We start from the raw sequence: 17,296 nt of genomic DNA, 5'->3' as shown, positions 1-17,296 counted from the left end.
ATGTCCAACGGTCGCTTTCTGGCGACCACTACTTCGGGATAGGTCATGACTCGTGAATGTGTCGATATTGGGCCAGCCACCGGCCCCTGCGGGTCAGGCCAGCATCTCCTTGACCACCTCGAAGGACGAGCTCAGCTCCTCGGCCTCGGGGCGGGCGATGGCGGGGGTGGCGCGCACCCACTCGCCACTCTCGACGCAGTGCAGCATGAAATGCGCGAGGTCGGCGTGACGGGTCCGGATCAGACCCTCGGGGATGACGTCGGGCGTGACGACGTAGTCCCCGGTCAACGGTTCGGGCAGCAGCCAACCGGGACGCACCGCGGTCCAATCGAGATCGCTTGCCCGCAGCATCTCCTCCATCTCGCCCATCTGGTGCAGCACGCGGGTCAGGGCCGGAATGGCGGTGGTACGAAACAGCAGCGGGCCACGGTCATGCGTGACCACGAAGCTCGCCGAGATCGTGACCAGCCGCTTCACCCCCCGCGCGTCCAACGCATCGATGAGGTTGCGGGTGCCCGTCGTGTAGAGCGGCGGCGGATCCATCAGCGTCTTGGGATCGCCGGGCACGCCCAGCGCGGATATCACCGCGTCGACGCCATCGATGATGGGGCCAAGATCGTCCTCGATCACGTTGGCCGTCACCCGCTCCACGTTGTGGCCGGCGGGGGGCGCATCGTCGGGCCATTTCATCTCGGCGGCGCGGACATGGTGGCCCTTCGCCACCGCCTGCTTCACGACCTCCTGCCCGGTCACACCATGCGCGCCGAGCACGAGGATCTTCATCTGGTCAGCCATCGCGGTTGCCTCCGGTGATCTTCGCCGGAACAACCGCGATCCGGCTCAGCCGTTCCCGCCCTTGGCATAGACCATGTCGATCATCGCCTGCGTGCCACGGCTGAACTCCAGCGGACAGGCATAGTCCGCGCCGCCGATCGCGGCGGTGAAGGCCTCGACTTGGAGCTTGTAGTGATCGACGCCGGGCCAGCGCTCATGCACCACGCGCATGCCTTCGGTCTCGAGCGTCATCTCGGCCTGGCCGAAGCTGTTGGCGTTGAACGGGCAAAGCATCTTGAGCACGCCCTTGTCGCCGTGGAAGGTCACCTCCTGGCGCGGATGCAGGCGCATCGAGACCATGCCGGAATATTCGAAGCTCTCGAACTGCGCCGCGACCTGCGCATAGACATCGACGCCGTTCTCGTAGCGGATATTGGCGTGGCGGATCTGCTGCGGCTCCTCGCCGGTGACGAAGCGGACCGAGCCGAAGGCATAGACGCCGATATCGGGCAGACCACCGCCGCCGGTCTCGGGCTTGTTGCGGATATTGTCGGTCTGGGCCGCGTTATTGAAGCTGAACGCCGCCTCGACATGGCGCAATTCGCCGACCGCGCCGCCCTGCACCAATTCCTTGGCCCGGATCCATTGCGGGTGATGCACGATCATGTAGGCCTCGGCCGCGATCAGCCCGGTCGCATCGCGCTTCGCGATCACCGCGTCGAATTCCGAGGCCTGCATGGCGAGAGGCTTCTCGCACAGCACGTGCTTGCCCGCGTCGAGCGTCCTGAGCGTCCATTCGACATGCATGGCGTTGGGCAGCGGGATGTAGACCGCGTCGATCTCGGGGTCGTCGAGCAGCGCCTGATAGTCGAGATGCACCTTGAGACGCGGCTGAAAGGCACGGAAGGGCGCGGCCTTCTCCTCGGAGGAGGTGGCCAGCGCGACGAGCTCGGAGCCTTCGGCGGAATGGATCGCACGGGCCATGGCGCCCAGCGCGAATTTCGAGGCGCCCAGCACGCCCCAGCGGATCGGATCGGTCATCGTCTCTTCCCTTTCTGCCGAAAGAGAAAACCCTCCCCCGGTCTCGCGGGAGAGGGTAGCGGACGCGGCGCCGGGCGCAACGCTCAGGCGTCTTCGAGCATGCCGCGCTCGCGCGCCAGCTCCTGCATCCGCTTCTGCAGCTTTTCAAAGGCGCGCACCTCGATCTGGCGGATCCGCTCGCGGCTCACCTCGTACTGCCCTGACAGTTCCTCGAGCGTCACCGCCTCGTCCTGCAGCCGACGTTGCACGAGGATGTCGCGCTCGCGGTCGTTGAGCACGCCCATCGCCTCGGCCATAAGCTCGCGGCGGGCGTCGAGTTCGTCGCGCTCCTCGTAGTCTGTGGCCTGGTCGGCGCTGTCATCCTCGAGCCAGTCCTGCCACTGCGTGGCGCTGTCGCCATCCGAGCCGACCATGGCGTTGAGCGACGCGTCGCCGCCCGACATGCGCCGGTTCATCGACACGACCTCTTCCTCGGTCACGCCCAGATCGGTGGCGATCTGCTTGACGTTCTCGGGGCGCAGGTCGCCCTCTTCGAGCGCGCCGAGACGGGCCTTGGCCTTGCGCAGGTTGAAGAACAGCTTCTTCTGGCCCGAAGTGGTGCCGAGCTTGACCATCGACCAGGACCGCAGGACGTATTCCTGGATCGAAGCGCGGATCCACCACATCGCATAGGTGGCCAGCCGGAAACCCTTCTCGGGGTCGAACTTCTTCACCGCCTGCATCAGACCGACATTGGCCTCGGAGATCACCTCGGCCTGCGGCAGCCCGTAGCCGCGATAGCCCATGGCGATCTTGGCGGCGAGCCGCAGATGCGAGGTCACGAGCCTGTGCGCGGCGCTGGCGTCCTCGTGGTCCACCCAGCGCTTGGCCAGCATGTACTCTTCTTCCGGTTCCAGCATCGGGAACTTGCGGATTTCCTGCAGGTATCGGTTCAGTCCCTGCTCCGGCGACGGGGCGGGGAGATTGCTGTAGGTCTCTGCCATGGGCCCCTCCTTTCGGTCTGACGTTCGACCAAGCGATACGGCCCCTGCCCCTGCCCGGCAAGCACCGCTACCGCATCGGTCCTGTGCAATGGTGAACCCTTCGCCCCGATCCGGCGAGGGGGCGCATGAAAGGCTCGATCATATGTGAATTTCGTTACCGTCTTTCAACCCCGAAGCGCGGAAAGGAGTTCCGCCATGTCGGGCGGCATCGGGCTGTCGAAGCGCAGCTTTTCGCCGGTTGCGGGATGGGTGAAACCGAGGCTCGCGGCATGCAACGCCTGCCGGCCGAAATTCGCGGCCAGCGTAACGGCACGGGCGCCATGGGTCTTTTCCGACAGTTTGCGCCGCCCGCCATAGACCGGATCGCCGATCAGCGCGTGGCCGGCATGCGCCATGTGGACCCGGATCTGATGAGTGCGCCCGGTTTCCAACCGGCATTCGACCAGCGCCGCCCCGGCAAAGGCCTCGATCACCTTGGCGCGCGTCACCGCGTGGCGGCCCTGCTCGAAGCTCACCGCCTGGCGCTGCCTGTCAGTCCGGTGCCGCCCCAGCAGCGTCTGGATCTTCAGCACCGATCCGGTCTCGAAGCTCGCCCCCTTCACGCCGCGCAGGCGCGGGTCGTTCGGATCCGGGACGCCGTGGCACAGCGCGAAGTAATGCCGCTCGGCGCTGTGCTTTTCGAACTGGATCGCCAGACCCTGATGGGCGCGGTCGGTCTTGGCGACCACCAGAAGGCCCGAGGTGTCCTTGTCGATCCGGTGGACGATGCCGGGACGCTTCGCACCGCCGACGCCGGACAGGCTGTCGCCGCAATGATGGATCAGCGCGTTGACCAGCGTGCCGTCGGGCGAGCCGGGCGCGGGATGGACGACCATTCCGGCAGGCTTGTCGATGACAATCAGGTCATCGTCTTCCCAGACGACCTCGAGCGGGATCGCCTCCGGCTCCATGTGGCTTTCGGCCGCCTGCGGTACCGCGATCTCGACCACCGCCCCGGCGGCCACGGCCGCTTTCGCATCGGTCGCCACTGCCCCTTCCACCGTCACCGCCCCCTCGGCGAGCAGCTTGGCAATGCGCGAGCGCGACAGCGCGGCCTCCTCTGGCACATCGCGGGCGAGCGCCTTATCAAGACGCGCCGGCGGATCTTCGGCGATAGTGAAGCGGATGATGGAGAGATCGGCCATGCAGCCTCCCGAGACAGATGGCCCGGTCCGGATCCCGCCCGAGCTGCGATGGCTCAAATGGCTGGTGATCGTGCTGGCGGGCGTGATGATCGCCGGCTTCCTAGTGCTGATTGCGGCGCTTGTCATCCGCCTGAATGCCGAAGCCCTGCCTTTGCCCGACCAGATCGCGCTGCCCGAGGGGGCCGAGGCCCAGGCTTTCACCCAAGGTTCGGACTGGATCGCGGTGGTGACGACGGACGACCGGGTGCTGGTCTATGGGCGCGACGGGGTGATGCGGCAGGAGATGCAGATCGACCGCGCGCCGTAACCTGCCGCGCGGTCGATCGGGTCAGGCATGACCGCCCTGGTGCGGGACCAGATGCTCCCATAGCGCGGCCACGGCCAGCACGATGCCGCACAGCACCGCGTTCCAGGCCATGATCGCCATCGCGGTAAAGCCGAGCATCCACGGCGCCGCGACCACGAGGATGGCGATCACCGCGACCGCCATGTCGATCCAGCTCTGCTGCTCGGAATCGAGCAGCCCGACGAGCGCCAGCGTCGCGACCAGCGCCCCGAGTGCCACCACGCTCCACAGCGCCGAGCCGCCCGCCATGCCGAGCATGAAGGGCGAAGCGACGAGCCACAGCCCGATCGCGCCGAAGAGCCAGTCCTGCCAGTGATGTCGATGAGTCATGTGTCCACCTCCCAACCCATCGGCGCGCCCCGTCCGGGCCGTCCATGCGTGGGAAGCGGCCCTCGGGCCACGGAAGCCACAAAGGCTTCGGAAATGACATTGGCACGTGGCAAGAACCGCGCAAGCCGCGTCACTTCAATTTCGCGAGATCGGGGAAGTGGTACCGCCTCCCTGGCTTGAACAGGGGACCTCTGGATCCACAATCCAGCGCTCTAACCAACTGAGCTAAGGCGGCACTGGCGCGGAATTAGCGCCGAGGCGCGGGGATTGCAACCCCCTCTTGCGTCTTCCGCGACGGCTCCGGCTTGTCCGGCGCGCGACCGCGCGCTAGGGACGTCGCAGCCAGGAAAGGAAGCGCCATGGGCATCAACACCGAACGCGACATCGAGGCGAATCTGCAGATCGGCCCGACCGATCACGGCATGGTGCGGCTGTTCATCGAGGCCGACGGCGCCGAGATCCCGATGGATTTCGAACCCGAGGAAGCCGAGGACATCGCCGAGGAAATCATGGCCGCCGCGCGCGCCGCGCGCTCGGTCAAGAAGAAAGGCTGATCGCCGGATCGCGCGCCTTGTGCCAGCGCAAGGCGGCATGGCGCGCGAATTTCTGCAGCATCACCTTGCGCCGCGCGCCTGACAGCTTCGCCTCGGGGGCCATGGTCACGATCTCGGCGTCATAGCCGTCGGCCACGATCACCCCGGTATCCTCCGGCAGCAGGTCCAGCGGGAAGGCGTCATCCACCGCCCAGAAATAGCGGTCGCAATATTCGAGGTATCTCTGCCATTTGCGATCGGCGGCGAAATCGGCGCGCGACGATTTGCACTCGATGACCCAAAGCTCGCCCTTCGGGCCGAGACCCATCACGTCGACCCGGAGCCCCGGCGCCGGCACGAACTCCTCAACCGTGACGAAGCCATGACCCAAGAGATGACGACAGACGCCACGCGCCAGGATCTGCCCCGGCTGCGGCAGGGCACGCGGCCGCGACAGCGCCTCGGCTGATAGCGCATCGTCAGGCAGCGCTGCCACCCGGCGCTCTCCCTGTTCCCAATCGTCCCAGTCATCGGTCATGGGCGGCATCATGAACATATCAGCAACACGCTTCAAGCAGCGAAAGCCGGGGCGCGGCCCCTTGTCACGCCCGATCCGCGATCCTAGATGTGGTCGCGGCGGGTTCTGCTCTTCTCGTGACAAGGGGTCAAATTCCAGAGGCCTTAAGCAATTCCACGGGAGCTGGCTCTGTGCGGACCCTGGTTCGTTTATCTGGCGCCCACCTGTATACACAGGTCCCCGGGAATTCTCACCCCTACGGTCGCTGCGGTTCCCGCCATTTCCGCACCCCCCGAGCTGCGACGAAACGCCTTTCCATGGTAGGCTGGGCGGACATCACGATCCGTGGAGTTCGCCATGACGATTACGATCAGGGCCCTGCCGCTCATTGTTCCGATCTTCCTTGCCACACCGATCGCGGCGCAACCGCTCGACGTGCCGTTCGATACCTATTGCCCGCCGGACGCACAGGCCGCCTGTTTCGGCGCGGCGACGGTGATAGGGCTCGACCCGAACGGCGACGGCTTCCTCGCGGTGCGCACCGGGCCGGGCACCCAGTATCCGATGATCGCCCGCATCCATAATGGCGACCGGGTCCGCACCTATGACGCACGCGGGCCATGGTACGCGATCAGCTTCGGTCCCGAGGCCCGACTGGGCTGGGCGCATGGCAACTGGCTGGGCGACCATTACCCCTGAGGCATCCCCGGCCCCGTCCCATGCGAAAGGGGCGTGGCCATCGACCACGCCCCTCCCTCATTCCGCCTGCCACGTGGCTCAAAATGCCTCGGGCCGGGCCTCGCGCGCCATGTGATCGAGCACGGCGTTGACGAATTTCGGCTCCTTGCCATCGGGGTAGAACGCCTTGGCGATCTCCACGAACTCGACGATCACCACCTTGGGCGGCGTGGCGTTCGCCAGAAGCTCGGCTCCGGCGGCGCGGAACAGCGCCCGCAGCGTCGGGTCGATCCGGGCGATCGGCCATTTCGCGACCAAAGCGCGGTGCGTCATCTGGTCGATCTGGGCCTGCTCGTCGACGGCACGCTCCATCAGGGCGCGGAAGGTGTCGACGTCGCCCTCTTCCCATTCGATCTCGTCATAGACGGCGCCGAAGCGATGGGTCTCAAACTCGCGCATTACCCGGTCGACCGACTGGCCCGAGGATTCCATCTGGAACAGCGCCTGCACCGCGTACATCCGCGCGGCCGAACGCATCCGGCGTTTCTGGTTCTGACGATCCGCCATCAGCCCTCTCCCAGCCGGTCGGCGGTGAAGCCGAGGCCCTTGCCCTGCTCCTTGAGGTTGCGCGACAGCGCGACCAGATGCAGCGCGGCAGCGGCGGCGCCGCCACCCTTGTTCTGGCCCTGCGGGTCGGCGCGCACCGCCGCCTGCTCGTAATTCTCGACCGTCAGGATGCCGTTACCGATGCAGATCCCCTGCAGGCCCAGCAGCGTCAACCCGCGCGAGCTGTCGTTGCAGACGGTGTCGTAATGCGTGGTCTCGCCGCGGATCACGCAGCCCAGCGCGACGAAGCCGTCATATTCGCCCATCCGGGCGGCGATGCCGATCGCGCTGGGCAGTTCGAGCGCGCCGGGCATCTCGATCACTTCGTAGCTGCCGCCGGCAGCCTCGATCTCGGCCATGGCGCCGGCGACGAGGTTGTCGGCGATGTCCTTGTAATAGGGCGACACGACGATGAGGATCTTCGGACCCTCGTCGAATTCGGGACGCGCGAGCACGTGGTGGGTGGGGCCGGCCATCATCCGATCTCCGAGATCTTGCGGGTGCCGGTGATCTCGAGCCCGTAGGCGTCGAGCCCGACCACGCGGGGTTGGGGGGAATTGGTCAGCAGGACGATCTTCGACAAGCCGAGCGAGGAGAGGATCTGCGCGCCGAGGCCGTATTGCCGCAGCACATGGGGCGAATGCTCCTCGGTGGTGGCGAGCTTCATGTGCAGGTCACGCAGCAGCACCAACACGCCGCGCCCTTCCTCGGCGATGAGGCTCATCGCGTCGCCGAACTCGCGCGCACGGCCCCGCGGGCCGGTGCCGACCACGTCGAGCATCGGGTCGAGCGTGTGCATCCGCGTCAGCACCGGCTCGGGACCCGAGATGTCGCCCTTGACCAGCGCGATGTGCTCGGCGCCCTGCGTCTCGTCGACATAGACGCGCAGGGTCCAGTCGCCGCCGAACTCGGACTGGATCTGCTGCTCGTCGCGCAGCCGCACGAGATTGTCGTGACGACGGCGATAGGCGATCAGGTCGCTGATCGTGCCGATCTTGAGCGCGTGCTTCTGAGCGAAGGCCACGAGATCCGGCAGACGGGCCATGGTCCCGTCCTCCTTCATGATCTCGCAGATCACGCCCGAAGGGTTGAGCCCGGCCAGCCGCGAGATGTCGACGGCCGCCTCGGTATGGCCGGCGCGGACCAGCACCCCGCCCTCGCGGGCCCGCAGCGGGAACACGTGGCCCGGCGTGGCGATGTCGGCCGCGGTCTTGGAGGCGTCGATCGCCACGGCGACGGTGAGCGCACGGTCATGCGCCGAAATACCGGTCGAGACGCCCTCGCGCGCCTCGATCGACACCGTGAAGGCGGTCTCGTGGCGCGAGGAGTTGTTGGTCGACATCAACGGCAGGCCCAGCGCGTCGATCCGCTCGCGCGGCAGCGACAGGCAGATCAGCCCGCGGCCATGGGTGGCCATGAAGTTGATCGCGTCGGGCGTCGCCATCTGCGCCGGAATCACCAGATCGCCTTCGTTCTCGCGGTCCTCGTGATCGACGAGAATGAACATGCGGCCGTTGCGGGCGTCGGCGATGATCTCCTCGATCGGGCTGATCGCGTCGGACCAGTCGCGTTCGACGGGGCCGGGATTCTCGAAGCTGTCGGTCACTGGCGGGTCCTGACGGTTTGATGCGCAGAGGGGTGGATGAGCGTGCAGATAACGGCTGGGGGCGGGTTTGCAAAGCCCGCAGGGCCGTGGCGGCACGCTGCCGTCGCGCACCGGTAATGTGCGCTCAGCGCCCCGGCCAGCCCGGGGCCCGTCCCACCCCCGCGATCACGGCGTCGAGCGCGGCGCGCGGCGCGATGGCGAGCATCAGCGGCGCGTCGCAGGACAGCTCCACCTGTCCTTCCGCCTCGTTCGATGTGCCGATCCGCCCGGCGGGAGAAAAGGCAAGGCCCGCCGTGGGCCAGCGCAAGCCGCGCGAGATGCACCTCACCTCCCCCATCGGGAAGAGGGAGAAGGGCTCTCCCGCCGAGAGGTCGAGCGTGATCTCGGGAGGACAGAGGAACACCACGCTCTCGGCGCCGATCAGCACGCAGCGCCGATCGGGCCGGGCCGCGAGGACGTGGAACGCCGCCAGCTCGTGGTCGAGCCGGCCGCCGGTGAAGCCCGCCGCCAGCACCAGCGGCGCGTCGATGTTCCGCAGCGCCTTGTCGAAATCGGTGCTGTCCTGCTCGGCGATCGGATGCAGGCGGCCTCCGAAGAGCGGCGCGGCGCTGCCGATACTGTCCATGTCGCCGATCACCGCGCGCGGCGTGTGCCCGGCAGCGGCGGCATGGCGGGCGCCGCCATCAGCGGCGACCAGCACCGGCGCGCGCGACAGCGCCAGCGCCAGATCCCCCGTCCCGAGCGCTCCGCCGCCCAGCAGCGTTACAGCCCCATCGCTCTGGACAATTGCCACGCCGGCCCTCCATCATCGCCTCGGACCGAACGGTCTGCCGCGGTTTTGCCATGAAAACATCCCGCGGCCACCCATGTCGTGATCCTGTTTCAAACCCATTCACTGCTACATCGGAGCGGACAGGGTAGAAAGCGAGCACTCAGATGGTTGGATCAAGCAAGATACTCACGGTGTCCTACGGGACGTTCTCCTGCACGCTGGAGGGCTTCGACGACTCGTTCGACACGATGAAGGCCATCGCAGAGTATTTCCGCGACCTGGCTGCCGATGACCGCTATTTCGGAGCCGAGCCGCCGACGCCCGACGCCGAGATGCTGGCACGGATCGCCGAACGCGAGGTCGCCCGCCGGGTCGAGGCCCGCAGCGAAGGCACGGGAATCGTGCTGCGCGCCGGGCAGGCGCTGCCGCCGGTCGCCCCGGCACAGACCGAGGCCCGCGCCGCCCCGGAGCCTGCCCCGCAGCCGCATGTCGCCCCCGCAGCCCCGGAAGAAGCCCCGGCCGCCGAAGCGCCTGCTCCCGCTGCCGCTCCTGCCGCCGCCGCGGCACCTGCCGCACCGAAGCCCGAGCCGGCTCCGGCCGCGCCGCGCCAAGCCGAGCCCCAGGTAGCTCAGCAGCCGGCCGCGGCACGTCCCGCGCCGGCCCGCCCGGCGCCCGATGGCGACAGCGTCGCCGCAAAGCTGCAGCGGATCCGCGCCGTCGTTGGCCGTCAGCCGGCCTTTGCCGCGGATGAAGACGAAGAGGACATCGCCCCCGCCGCCGGACAGCGGCCGGCAGCCGGCCTGTTCGACACCGCCCCGGCGCAGCCGCGCGAAACCGCCAAGCAGGCCGAGCCGGAATCGCCCCGGCACGCCGAGGCGGAGACGAACGAGGCGGAGCCCGCCCGTCCGGCCCGCGCCCGCGTGGTGCGGATGCGCAAGGCCGATTTCGAGCGCGCCGTCGCCCGTGGCGAAGCGCATCGCATGATGACGGAAGAAGAAAGCGCTGCCGAAGAGGTGTCGGCCGAGCGGGACGCCGAGCCGACCCCGTCGGCTGCCGCGCAGGACAAAGCAGAAGCAGACGCGGCGCAGGTCGAAACCGCGCAGACGGAGGCGGCGCAGGAAGCGATAGACACCGCTCCCGACACGACCCCGATGCAGGCCGAAACCGAAGCCGATACCGTTGAAACGGCGCAAGCGGACAAAGAACAGGCAGCTGAAGAGGCCGAGACCGCCCAGGAGGAAGCTGATACCGCGGCCCGAGCCCGCGAAGAGGCCGCCGAATCCAAGCGCCGCGAGGCCGATCTGTCCGACGAGGCCGAGCGGGCCCTGCTCGCCGAACTGGCAGCGCTAGAGCGCGAGATGGGTCTCGAGGGCGATGGTCCGGCCTCGCAGGAGATCGCAGAAGCCGAAGAAGCCCGAGCGGACGAAGCCGAAGAGACCGCCGAGATCGAGGAAACCGCTGAAGCCGAAGAGGCCGCCGAAGCTGATACGGCACGCGACGTGACGGATGCCGACTGGATCGGTGGTTTCGATCCGGCCGAAGCGGCGCGCCAGCATCTCGAGTTCGAGTTCGGGCCCACCGCCGACGCGACGGCCCCCGATGCGCAGCCGAAACAGGAGCAGGAGCAAGTCGCCGCCAAAGCCGATGCGCCGGCCGCGTCCGAAGAAACCCGTGCCCATCCGGTGAACAGCCATCCGGCGCTGGCCACCGACGAGGCCGACCTGTCGCGGATCATGTCCGCCACCGATGCCCGCATGGCCGACCCCGAAGCGGGCCGCCGCCGCGACTCGATCTCCCAGCTCAAGGCCGCGGTCGCCGCGACCGAGGCCGCGCGTCAGCTCGGCGACGTGGCCAAACCCGACCACGCCGAAGAGGCCTTCCGCGACGATCTGCGCCAAGCGGTGCGTCCGCGCCGCCCGGCCATGCCGTCGCGTGGCGACGAGGGTACCGCGGCACAGCCCGAACGGCCGCGCCCGGCCCCGCTCAAGCTGGTCGCTGCGCAGCGCGTCGATCTCGGCCAGACGGCACCGCGCCCCGAGCGGGTGGTCCCGGTTCGGCCCCGCCGGGTCGTCTCGGGCGACAGCGCGGCGCAGGAGCTGCATCACGACGCGGTCGAGGCGCAGCCCCAGCGCGCCGCCATGCCGGACGCCACCCCTGCCCCGGCCGAGAGCTTTGCCGCCTTTGCCGCACGGATGGGCGCGCAAGAACTGGGCGAGTTGCTGGAGGCCGCCGCTGCCTACACCGCCTTTGTCGAAGGGGCCGAGGATTTCTCGCGCCCGCAGCTGATGGAGCGGGTGCGCGAGGCCAGCCCCGAACCGGTCAGCCGCGAGGATGGGCTGCGCTGCTTCGGCACGCTGCTGCGCCAAGGCGCACTGACCCGCGTGCGCGGCGGCCGCTTCGCGGTGGCTCGCTCCAGCCGCTTCAACCCCGAGCGCCGCGCCGGCTGACGATCGGCAGCGGACATGAAAAAGGGGCGGCGCCGCGTGGTGCCGCCCCTTTTCTCTTGCCAGTCCCGCTCAGTGCTCGCCGGGATCCTCTTCCGGGTCGGGTTTGCCCACCCCCAGAAAGATTCGCCGGAACGGCAGGGCCCAGAGGATGCCAAGCCCGACATAGATCGCCAGCTCGACGAGGATCGAGGGCCGGTCAATCAGCCCGACCAGCGTGATCGCCACCACGATATAGGCCGGCAGGCCGACCAACAGGATCAGCAGCGACAACCTGCGCCGGGTCTTGTGGCTGAGCTTGCGCGCCATCAGTCCGAGAACGGATCGGTGACGAGGATCGTGTCGTCGCGCTCGGGGCTGGTCGAGACCATCGCCACCGGGCACTGGATCAACTCCTCGATCCGGCGGATGTACTTGATCGCCTGCGCCGGGAGGTCGGCCCAGCTGCGCGCGCCCGCCGTGCTTTCCTGCCAGCCCGGCATCTCTTCGTAGATGGGGGTGCAGCGGGCCTGCTGGTCGGCGGCGGTGGGCAGGTAATCGTAGCGCTCGCCATCCAGCTCGTAGCCGGTGCAGATCTTCAGCGTCTCAAAGCCGTCGAGCACGTCGAGCTTGGTCAGCGCGATGCCCGAGACGCCGCTGGTCGCGCAGGTCTGGCGCACCAAGCAGGCGTCGAACCAACCGCAGCGGCGCTTGCGCCCCGTCGTGGTGCCGAATTCGTGGCCCCGCTCGCCCAGACGCTGACCGTCATCATCGTCGAGCTCGGTCGGGAACGGGCCCTCGCCGACGCGGGTGGTGTAGGCCTTCACGATGCCGAGCACGAAATCGATCGCGCCGGGCCCGATGCCGGTGCCCGTCGCCGCCTGTCCCGCGATCACGTTCGAGGAGGTGACGAAGGGATAGGTGCCGAAATCGATGTCCAGCAGCGCACCCTGCGCACCCTCGAACAGGATCCGCTGGCCGGCGCGACGGCGCTCGGTGAGCACCTTCCAGACCGGGGCCGCGTATTCGAGGATGGCGGGCGCGATCTCGCGCAGCTGCTCCAGCACCGCGTCGCGGTCGATCGGCTCCAGCCCGAGGCCGTTGCGCAGCGCGTTGTGATGCACCAGCGCACGGTCGACCCGAAGCTCGAGGGTAGCGGCGTCGGCGAGGTCGGCGACGCGGATCGCGCGGCGACCGACCTTGTCTTCATAGGCCGGCCCGATGCCGCGCCCGGTGGTGCCGATCTTGGCGACGGTGTTCTGACCTTCGCGCGCCCGGTCCAGCTCGCCATGGAACGGAAGGATCAGCGGGGTGTTCTCGGCGATCATCAGCGTCTCGGGGGTGATCTCGACGCCTTGGGCACGGATGCCCTCGATCTCCTTGAGGAGATGCCACGGGTCTAGCACGACGCCGTTACCGATCACCGAGAGCTTGCCGCCGCGCACCACGCCCGAAGGCAGCGCGTGCAGCTTGTAGACCTCGCCGCCGACGACCAGCGTGTGACCTGCGTTGTGGCCGCCCTGGAAGCGCGCGATCACGTCGGCGCGCTCGGACAGCCAGTCCACGATCTTGCCCTTGCCCTCGTCGCCCCACTGGGTACCGACGACCACCACATTCGCCATGAACCTGTCCTCTCCGGTCATGCAATCCGGCGTCCCTATAGCGCCGGGGGCGGCAGCGCGAAACCGCAAACTGCCCCGGTCGGTGCGCCTGCCCCCACTTCGGGGTTGCGACAGGACCGCCCCTCTTCTAGATACGGCGCGTTCCGCCCCGCCCCGCCGCAAGCAGAGGTCCGCATGGAAAACGTCGTCCTGATCGTCCACCTGATCCTCGCGCTGTCGCTGATCGGCGTGGTGCTGCTGCAGCGCTCCGAGGGCGGCGGCCTCGGCATGGGAGGCGGCGGTGGCGGCGTGATGTCCGGCCGCGCCGCGGCGACCGCGCTGGGCAAGGTGACCTGGGGCCTCGCGGCTGCCTTCATCGTGACCTCGATCGCGCTGACCATCATCGCGGCCGAGAACTCGGCCGGCGGTTCGGTGCTCGACCGGCTGGCCGACAGCCCCGAGGAAACGGTCGGCACGCCCGGCACCGCGCCCGAAGAGAACGGCCTCGGCAGCGACCTTCTGCCGCCGTCGAGCGGCCCGGTCGTGCCGCAGGCGGACTGACGAGAATCCACAACCACTGGGCGTCGGCCGGTTTCGGCCACATGATCTTGCGCCCCCGGTTGCGGTCACGGGCCGAATCCGGATATCCTCAAATCCCGTGATGCCGCGAAACCCACGTTTCGCGGCAGTCTTCCATTCGATGCTCATTCGACGATCACGGGGTACTTCCGACCATGGCGCGTTACATCTTCATCACCGGCGGCGTTGTCTCCTCGCTCGGCAAGGGACTGGCTTCGGCGGCGCTGGGCGCGCTCCTGCAGGCGCGGGGCTACACGGTGCGGCTGCGCAAGCTCGATCCGTATCTCAACGTCGATCCGGGCACGATGAGCCCGTTCGAGCATGGCGAGGTCTTCGTCACCGATGACGGCGCCGAGACCGATCTCGACCTCGGCCATTACGAGCGCTTCACCGGGGTGGCCGCGCGGCGCACCGACTCGGTTTCCTCGGGGCGGATCTATTCGAACGTGCTCGAGAAGGAGCGTCGCGGCGATTACCTCGGCAAAACGATCCAGGTGATCCCGCACGTCACCAACGAGATCAAGGACTTCCTCTCGATCGGCGCCGACGAGGTCGATTTCCAGCTCTGCGAAATCGGCGGCACGGTCGGCGACATCGAGGGCCTGCCCTTCTTTGAGGCGATCCGGCAATTCGCGCAGGAGCGCCCCCGCGGCCAGTGCATCTTCATGCACCTGACGCTGCTGCCCTATGTTGCCGCCTCCGGCGAGCTGAAGACCAAGCCGACGCAGCATTCAGTCAAGGAGCTGCGCTCCATCGGCATCGCGCCCGACGTGCTGGTCTGCCGCTCCGAGCACCCGATTCCCGAGAAGGAGCGCGAGAAGATCGGCCTCTTCTGCAACGTCCGCAAGGAGAGCGTGATCGCGGCCTATGACCTCAAGTCGATCTACGAGGCGCCGCTGGCCTATCACCGCGAGGGCCTCGACCAGGCCGTGCTCGACGCCTTCGGCATCGCGCCCGCGCCCAAGCCGAACCTCGCGCGGTGGAACGACGTGATGGACCGCCTCACCCATGCCGAGGGCGAGGTCCGCGTGGCCATCGTCGGCAAATACGTGCAGCTTGAGGACGCCTACAAGTCGATCAAGGAAGCGCTGACCCATGGCGGCATGGCCAACCGGGTCAGGGTGACAGTCGAATGGGTCGACAGCGAACGCTTCGACCGCGAGGACCCGGCCCCGCATCTCGAGGGCTACCACGCGATCCTCGTGCCCGGGGGCTTTGGCGAGCGCGGCACCGAGGGCAAGATCAAGACCGCCCAGTTCGCGCGTGAGCGCGGCATTCCCTACCTCGGCATATGCCTTGGCATGCAGCTCGCGGTGATCGAGGCCGCGCGCAACGTCGCGGGCTTCAAGACCGCCGGCTCCGAGGAGTTCGACCACGAGGCCGGCAAGCGCCGCTTCGAGCCGGTCGTCTACCACCTTAAGGAGTGGATCCAGGGCAATCACGTGGTCGAGCGGGCGGTGACCGACGACAAGGGCGGCACGATGCGGCTCGGCGCCTACACCGCCGCGCTGGCCGAGGGCAGCAAGGTCGCCGAGGTCTATGGCGCGAGCCGGATCGAGGAGCGCCATCGTCACCGCTACGAGGTCGACACCAAGTACCGCGAGGCACTCGAGGCCAAGGGGCTGTGCTTCTCGGGGATGTCGCCCGATGGGCGCCTGCCCGAGATCGTCGAGTGGAAAGACCACCCGTGGTTCATCGGCGTGCAATTCCACCCCGAGCTGAAGTCCAAGCCCTTCGCGCCGCACCCGCTCTTCGCCGATTTCGTGCGTGCGGCGGTCGAGACGTCGCGGCTGGTCTGAACGGAATACCGGGCCGTCCAAGCGGCGGCCCGGACCCTTCAGCGATAGAGGCTGAAGTAGAACTCGATCGCCTTGCGGGCGGTGAGGTCACGGTGGCAGGCCGCGCCGTAGATCACGCGCAGCGATCCGCCATCCACGCTGTCATAGGCGCGGAAGCATTCGGCATCCCGATCCTTGATCCACTGGCGCTGCGCGGCGAGCAGCCGCTCCCAGGAGCCATTCGCCTCTGCGCGCGTGCGCATCGGCTTCCACCAGGCGTTCAGCCAGGTATCCCAGGCATTGGTCTCGCGCATCAGGCAATCGGCGATCTCGAGAGTCGTTCCATTGCGGCACGGGCCGGCGATGAGCTCGGTGCAACTCCTGAACACCTGTCTCTGGTTTCCGCGCGCGCCGACCGATCGCACGCATTGTTCAATATTAGCGATGTCTTGCTGGGTCGGGGTCGTCTCGGCCGAGGCAGTACTGGCAAAGGCCAGCGCGCCGAGAAGGGCGGCTAGGCGGCGCATGGGGAACCTCCCGTAACTGGTGAGAACGGGGCCATGCTACCACGGATTGAGAAACGGCCACAGGTCGCGGGCCGCGAAAGCGCGCCGTGCCGGTCATCAGGGACGGCGCGCGGGTCCTTCTCAGAACCGGAAGTCGAGCTGCCGGGTGATTCCCAGCCGCGCCCCGAACTGCTCGTCATCCTCGGTCACGGGGCTGTCGGCGGCATCGTTCATCAGCCGTTCATAGGTAACGGCGGCGTCGACGCCCCAACGGTCGTCAATCTCGTAGACGCCACCGATTTCGGCCCCCGCCGAGATCAGGCCGCCCCGCGCTTCGAAAGCCTGTGCGCCGAAATAGGTCTGCGCATAGTCATCCTCGGCAAACAGCGCGCGCGGTCCGGCCCGCAACGTCAGCCGGTCGTTGGGATAGAAATAGGCGTCGGCGCCCAGCTCGGCCACGTAGCTTTCATGGCCGCCAAAGCCGCGACGCACATCCGCGAAGACCCCGAAGTTTCTAGTGTCGTAGCCTGCGCCCAGCCCCAGCTCCAACGCCGCATCGACGTCGTCGAGCCCGGCCACGCCATCCACGTCGGCCGCCTCACGTTCGCCGATATAGCGGAACGAGCCGCGCAGCCCGAATCCCTCGGAGACGAAATCGGGATCGTCGCTGCCGATGTCGAAGGGGCCGAAACGCAGCCGGTCGAGTGCAAAGCCCAGATCCGGGCCGACCACGTAATCATCCGAGCCGAAATATTCCGGCGAGACCGCCAGGCCGCCGCGCAGCGTGAAGCCAAGCGCGTTGGCAGGCGCGGCCTGAACCGGGGTCGGCGCGGGAAGGACCGTCACCGGCGCCTCGGACACGGGCTGGTCAAGCGATCCGGCGAGCGCGGTCAGCGGCGCGAGGGCCATGATCGGAACGATGGCGAGCGTGATCCGGCGCATCGGCGAAATCCTTTCGGCAGTCGGGGCTTGTTCTAGAGATACGCCTCCCGCGACGCCGGACAATCCCCCCGCCCCGGTATCGGCAGGCGACGCGGCG

General features: G+C 67.9%; 20 protein-coding genes, 1 tRNA gene and 1 other RNA gene. 7 read left to right on the top strand and 15 right to left on the bottom strand.

The features are described 5' to 3' along the window. Nucleotides 1–93: 93 nt before the first annotated feature. The 4 genes from FHS00_RS16300 to FHS00_RS16285 all read right to left on the bottom strand — a co-directional run bounded on the left by FHS00_RS16300 (nucleotide 94) and on the right by FHS00_RS16285 (nucleotide 3,982). The gene (locus tag FHS00_RS16300) at nucleotides 94–795 is read right to left on the bottom strand and encodes an NAD(P)-dependent oxidoreductase (protein ID WP_246391414.1); all 702 of its coding nucleotides are present in this window, start codon (nucleotides 793–795) and stop codon (nucleotides 94–96) included. A 45-nt stretch (nucleotides 796–840) separates the two neighbouring features. Next, complete coding sequence (locus FHS00_RS16295) at nucleotides 841–1,815, bottom strand: Gfo/Idh/MocA family protein (protein ID WP_183475159.1); 975 nt, start codon at nucleotides 1,813–1,815, stop codon at nucleotides 841–843. 83 nt (nucleotides 1,816–1,898) lie between these two features. After that, entirely contained in the window at nucleotides 1,899–2,798 is a 900-nt protein-coding gene (rpoH, locus tag FHS00_RS16290; protein ID WP_183475158.1) for an RNA polymerase sigma factor RpoH, read from the bottom strand. Between the two features lie 164 nt (nucleotides 2,799–2,962). Next, entirely contained in the window at nucleotides 2,963–3,982 is a 1,020-nt protein-coding gene (locus FHS00_RS16285) for an RluA family pseudouridine synthase (RefSeq protein ID WP_183475157.1), read from the bottom strand. Between FHS00_RS16285 and FHS00_RS16280 the strand changes: the two genes are divergently transcribed. After that, on the top strand, nucleotides 3,981–4,289 hold the full coding sequence (locus FHS00_RS16280) for a DUF6476 family protein (protein WP_183475156.1): 309 nt from the start codon (nucleotides 3,981–3,983) through the stop codon (nucleotides 4,287–4,289). The two genes, FHS00_RS16285 and FHS00_RS16280, sit on opposite strands and share 2 nt — an antisense overlap. Before the next feature lie 21 nt (nucleotides 4,290–4,310). On the opposite strand, the gene FHS00_RS16275 is transcribed toward FHS00_RS16280, so the two are convergent. Together FHS00_RS16275 and FHS00_RS16270 are read right to left on the bottom strand one after the other, a co-directional pair. Then, on the bottom strand, nucleotides 4,311–4,658 hold the full coding sequence (locus FHS00_RS16275) for an SPW repeat domain-containing protein (RefSeq protein WP_183475155.1): 348 nt from the start codon (nucleotides 4,656–4,658) through the stop codon (nucleotides 4,311–4,313). A 158-nt stretch (nucleotides 4,659–4,816) separates the two neighbouring features. Next, nucleotides 4,817–4,893: transfer RNA gene (locus tag FHS00_RS16270), tRNA-His, on the bottom strand. Nucleotides 4,894–5,017: 124 nt separating this feature from the next. Here FHS00_RS16270 and FHS00_RS16265 point away from each other — a divergent pair. Further along, nucleotides 5,018–5,212 (top strand): DUF6324 family protein, encoded by a 195-nt coding sequence (locus FHS00_RS16265; protein WP_183475154.1) that lies wholly within the window; start codon nucleotides 5,018–5,020, stop codon nucleotides 5,210–5,212. On the opposite strand, the gene FHS00_RS16260 is transcribed toward FHS00_RS16265, so the two are convergent. After that, on the bottom strand, nucleotides 5,196–5,729 hold the full coding sequence (locus tag FHS00_RS16260) for an MmcB family DNA repair protein (RefSeq protein WP_183475153.1): 534 nt from the start codon (nucleotides 5,727–5,729) through the stop codon (nucleotides 5,196–5,198). The two genes, FHS00_RS16265 and FHS00_RS16260, sit on opposite strands and share 17 nt — an antisense overlap. Before the next feature lie 99 nt (nucleotides 5,730–5,828). Between FHS00_RS16260 and ssrS the strand changes: the two genes are divergently transcribed. Both ssrS and FHS00_RS16255 read left to right on the top strand, forming a co-directional pair. After that, nucleotides 5,829–5,986: non-coding RNA, 6S RNA (ssrS, locus tag FHS00_RS18000), on the top strand. A gap of 79 nt (nucleotides 5,987–6,065) precedes the next feature. Beyond that, the gene (locus tag FHS00_RS16255) at nucleotides 6,066–6,407 is read left to right on the top strand and encodes an SH3 domain-containing protein (protein WP_183475152.1); all 342 of its coding nucleotides are present in this window, start codon (nucleotides 6,066–6,068) and stop codon (nucleotides 6,405–6,407) included. Nucleotides 6,408–6,485: 78 nt separating this feature from the next. Here FHS00_RS16255 and nusB read toward each other — a convergent pair whose 3' ends face one another. The 4 genes from nusB to FHS00_RS16235 form a co-directional block, all read right to left on the bottom strand. Further along, nucleotides 6,486–6,953: a transcription antitermination factor NusB gene (nusB, locus tag FHS00_RS16250; protein WP_183475151.1), complete on the bottom strand. Its 468-nt coding sequence runs from the start codon at nucleotides 6,951–6,953 to the stop codon at nucleotides 6,486–6,488. Beyond that, a complete protein-coding gene (locus FHS00_RS16245) occupies nucleotides 6,953–7,468 on the bottom strand; it encodes a 6,7-dimethyl-8-ribityllumazine synthase (protein ID WP_183475150.1) in 516 nt (171 codons plus the stop codon). The genes nusB and FHS00_RS16245 overlap by 1 nt, the downstream gene beginning before the upstream one ends. Continuing rightward, nucleotides 7,468–8,598, bottom strand: a complete 1,131-nt coding sequence (ribB, locus tag FHS00_RS16240; protein WP_183475149.1) for a 3,4-dihydroxy-2-butanone-4-phosphate synthase — start codon at nucleotides 8,596–8,598, stop codon at nucleotides 7,468–7,470. Before ribB ends, FHS00_RS16245 begins: the two co-directional genes overlap by 1 nt. Nucleotides 8,599–8,722: 124 nt before the next feature. Then, nucleotides 8,723–9,391, bottom strand: coding sequence for a thiamine diphosphokinase (locus FHS00_RS16235; RefSeq protein WP_183475148.1), 669 nt, complete (start codon nucleotides 9,389–9,391; stop codon nucleotides 8,723–8,725). Nucleotides 9,392–9,534: 143 nt separating this feature from the next. Here FHS00_RS16235 and FHS00_RS16230 point away from each other — a divergent pair, with 143 nt between their 5' ends. Continuing rightward, nucleotides 9,535–11,817, top strand: coding sequence for a hypothetical protein (locus FHS00_RS16230; RefSeq protein ID WP_425486052.1), 2,283 nt, complete (start codon nucleotides 9,535–9,537; stop codon nucleotides 11,815–11,817). Between the two features lie 69 nt (nucleotides 11,818–11,886). Here FHS00_RS16230 and FHS00_RS16225 read toward each other — a convergent pair whose 3' ends face one another. Continuing rightward, the gene (locus tag FHS00_RS16225; protein ID WP_183475146.1) at nucleotides 11,887–12,123 is read right to left on the bottom strand and encodes a DUF2842 domain-containing protein; all 237 of its coding nucleotides are present in this window, start codon (nucleotides 12,121–12,123) and stop codon (nucleotides 11,887–11,889) included. After that, on the bottom strand, nucleotides 12,123–13,415 hold the full coding sequence (locus FHS00_RS16220) for an adenylosuccinate synthase (RefSeq protein WP_183475145.1): 1,293 nt from the start codon (nucleotides 13,413–13,415) through the stop codon (nucleotides 12,123–12,125). The genes FHS00_RS16225 and FHS00_RS16220 overlap by 1 nt, the downstream gene beginning before the upstream one ends. Before the next feature lie 174 nt (nucleotides 13,416–13,589). Here FHS00_RS16220 and secG point away from each other — a divergent pair, with 174 nt between their 5' ends. Beyond that, a complete protein-coding gene (gene secG / locus FHS00_RS16215; protein WP_183475144.1) occupies nucleotides 13,590–13,955 on the top strand; it encodes a preprotein translocase subunit SecG in 366 nt (121 codons plus the stop codon). A gap of 173 nt (nucleotides 13,956–14,128) precedes the next feature. After that, nucleotides 14,129–15,772: a CTP synthase gene (gene pyrG / locus FHS00_RS16210; protein WP_183475143.1), complete on the top strand. Its 1,644-nt coding sequence runs from the start codon at nucleotides 14,129–14,131 to the stop codon at nucleotides 15,770–15,772. A 38-nt stretch (nucleotides 15,773–15,810) separates the two neighbouring features. Here the strand turns inward: pyrG and FHS00_RS16205 are convergent, their stop codons facing one another. Then, a complete protein-coding gene (locus tag FHS00_RS16205) occupies nucleotides 15,811–16,278 on the bottom strand; it encodes a lysozyme inhibitor LprI family protein (RefSeq protein ID WP_183475142.1) in 468 nt (155 codons plus the stop codon). A 120-nt stretch (nucleotides 16,279–16,398) separates the two neighbouring features. Beyond that, on the bottom strand, nucleotides 16,399–17,199 hold the full coding sequence (locus FHS00_RS16200) for a MipA/OmpV family protein (protein ID WP_183475141.1): 801 nt from the start codon (nucleotides 17,197–17,199) through the stop codon (nucleotides 16,399–16,401). Nucleotides 17,200–17,296: the final 97 nt, after the last annotated feature.

Source organism: Limimaricola variabilis (assembly GCF_014195545.1).
GTDB classification, from domain to species: Bacteria; Pseudomonadota; Alphaproteobacteria; order Rhodobacterales; family Rhodobacteraceae; genus Limimaricola; species Limimaricola variabilis.
The sequence above is the reverse complement of the archived record's forward strand: the minus strand, read 5'-3'. Positions and strand labels throughout refer to the sequence as shown.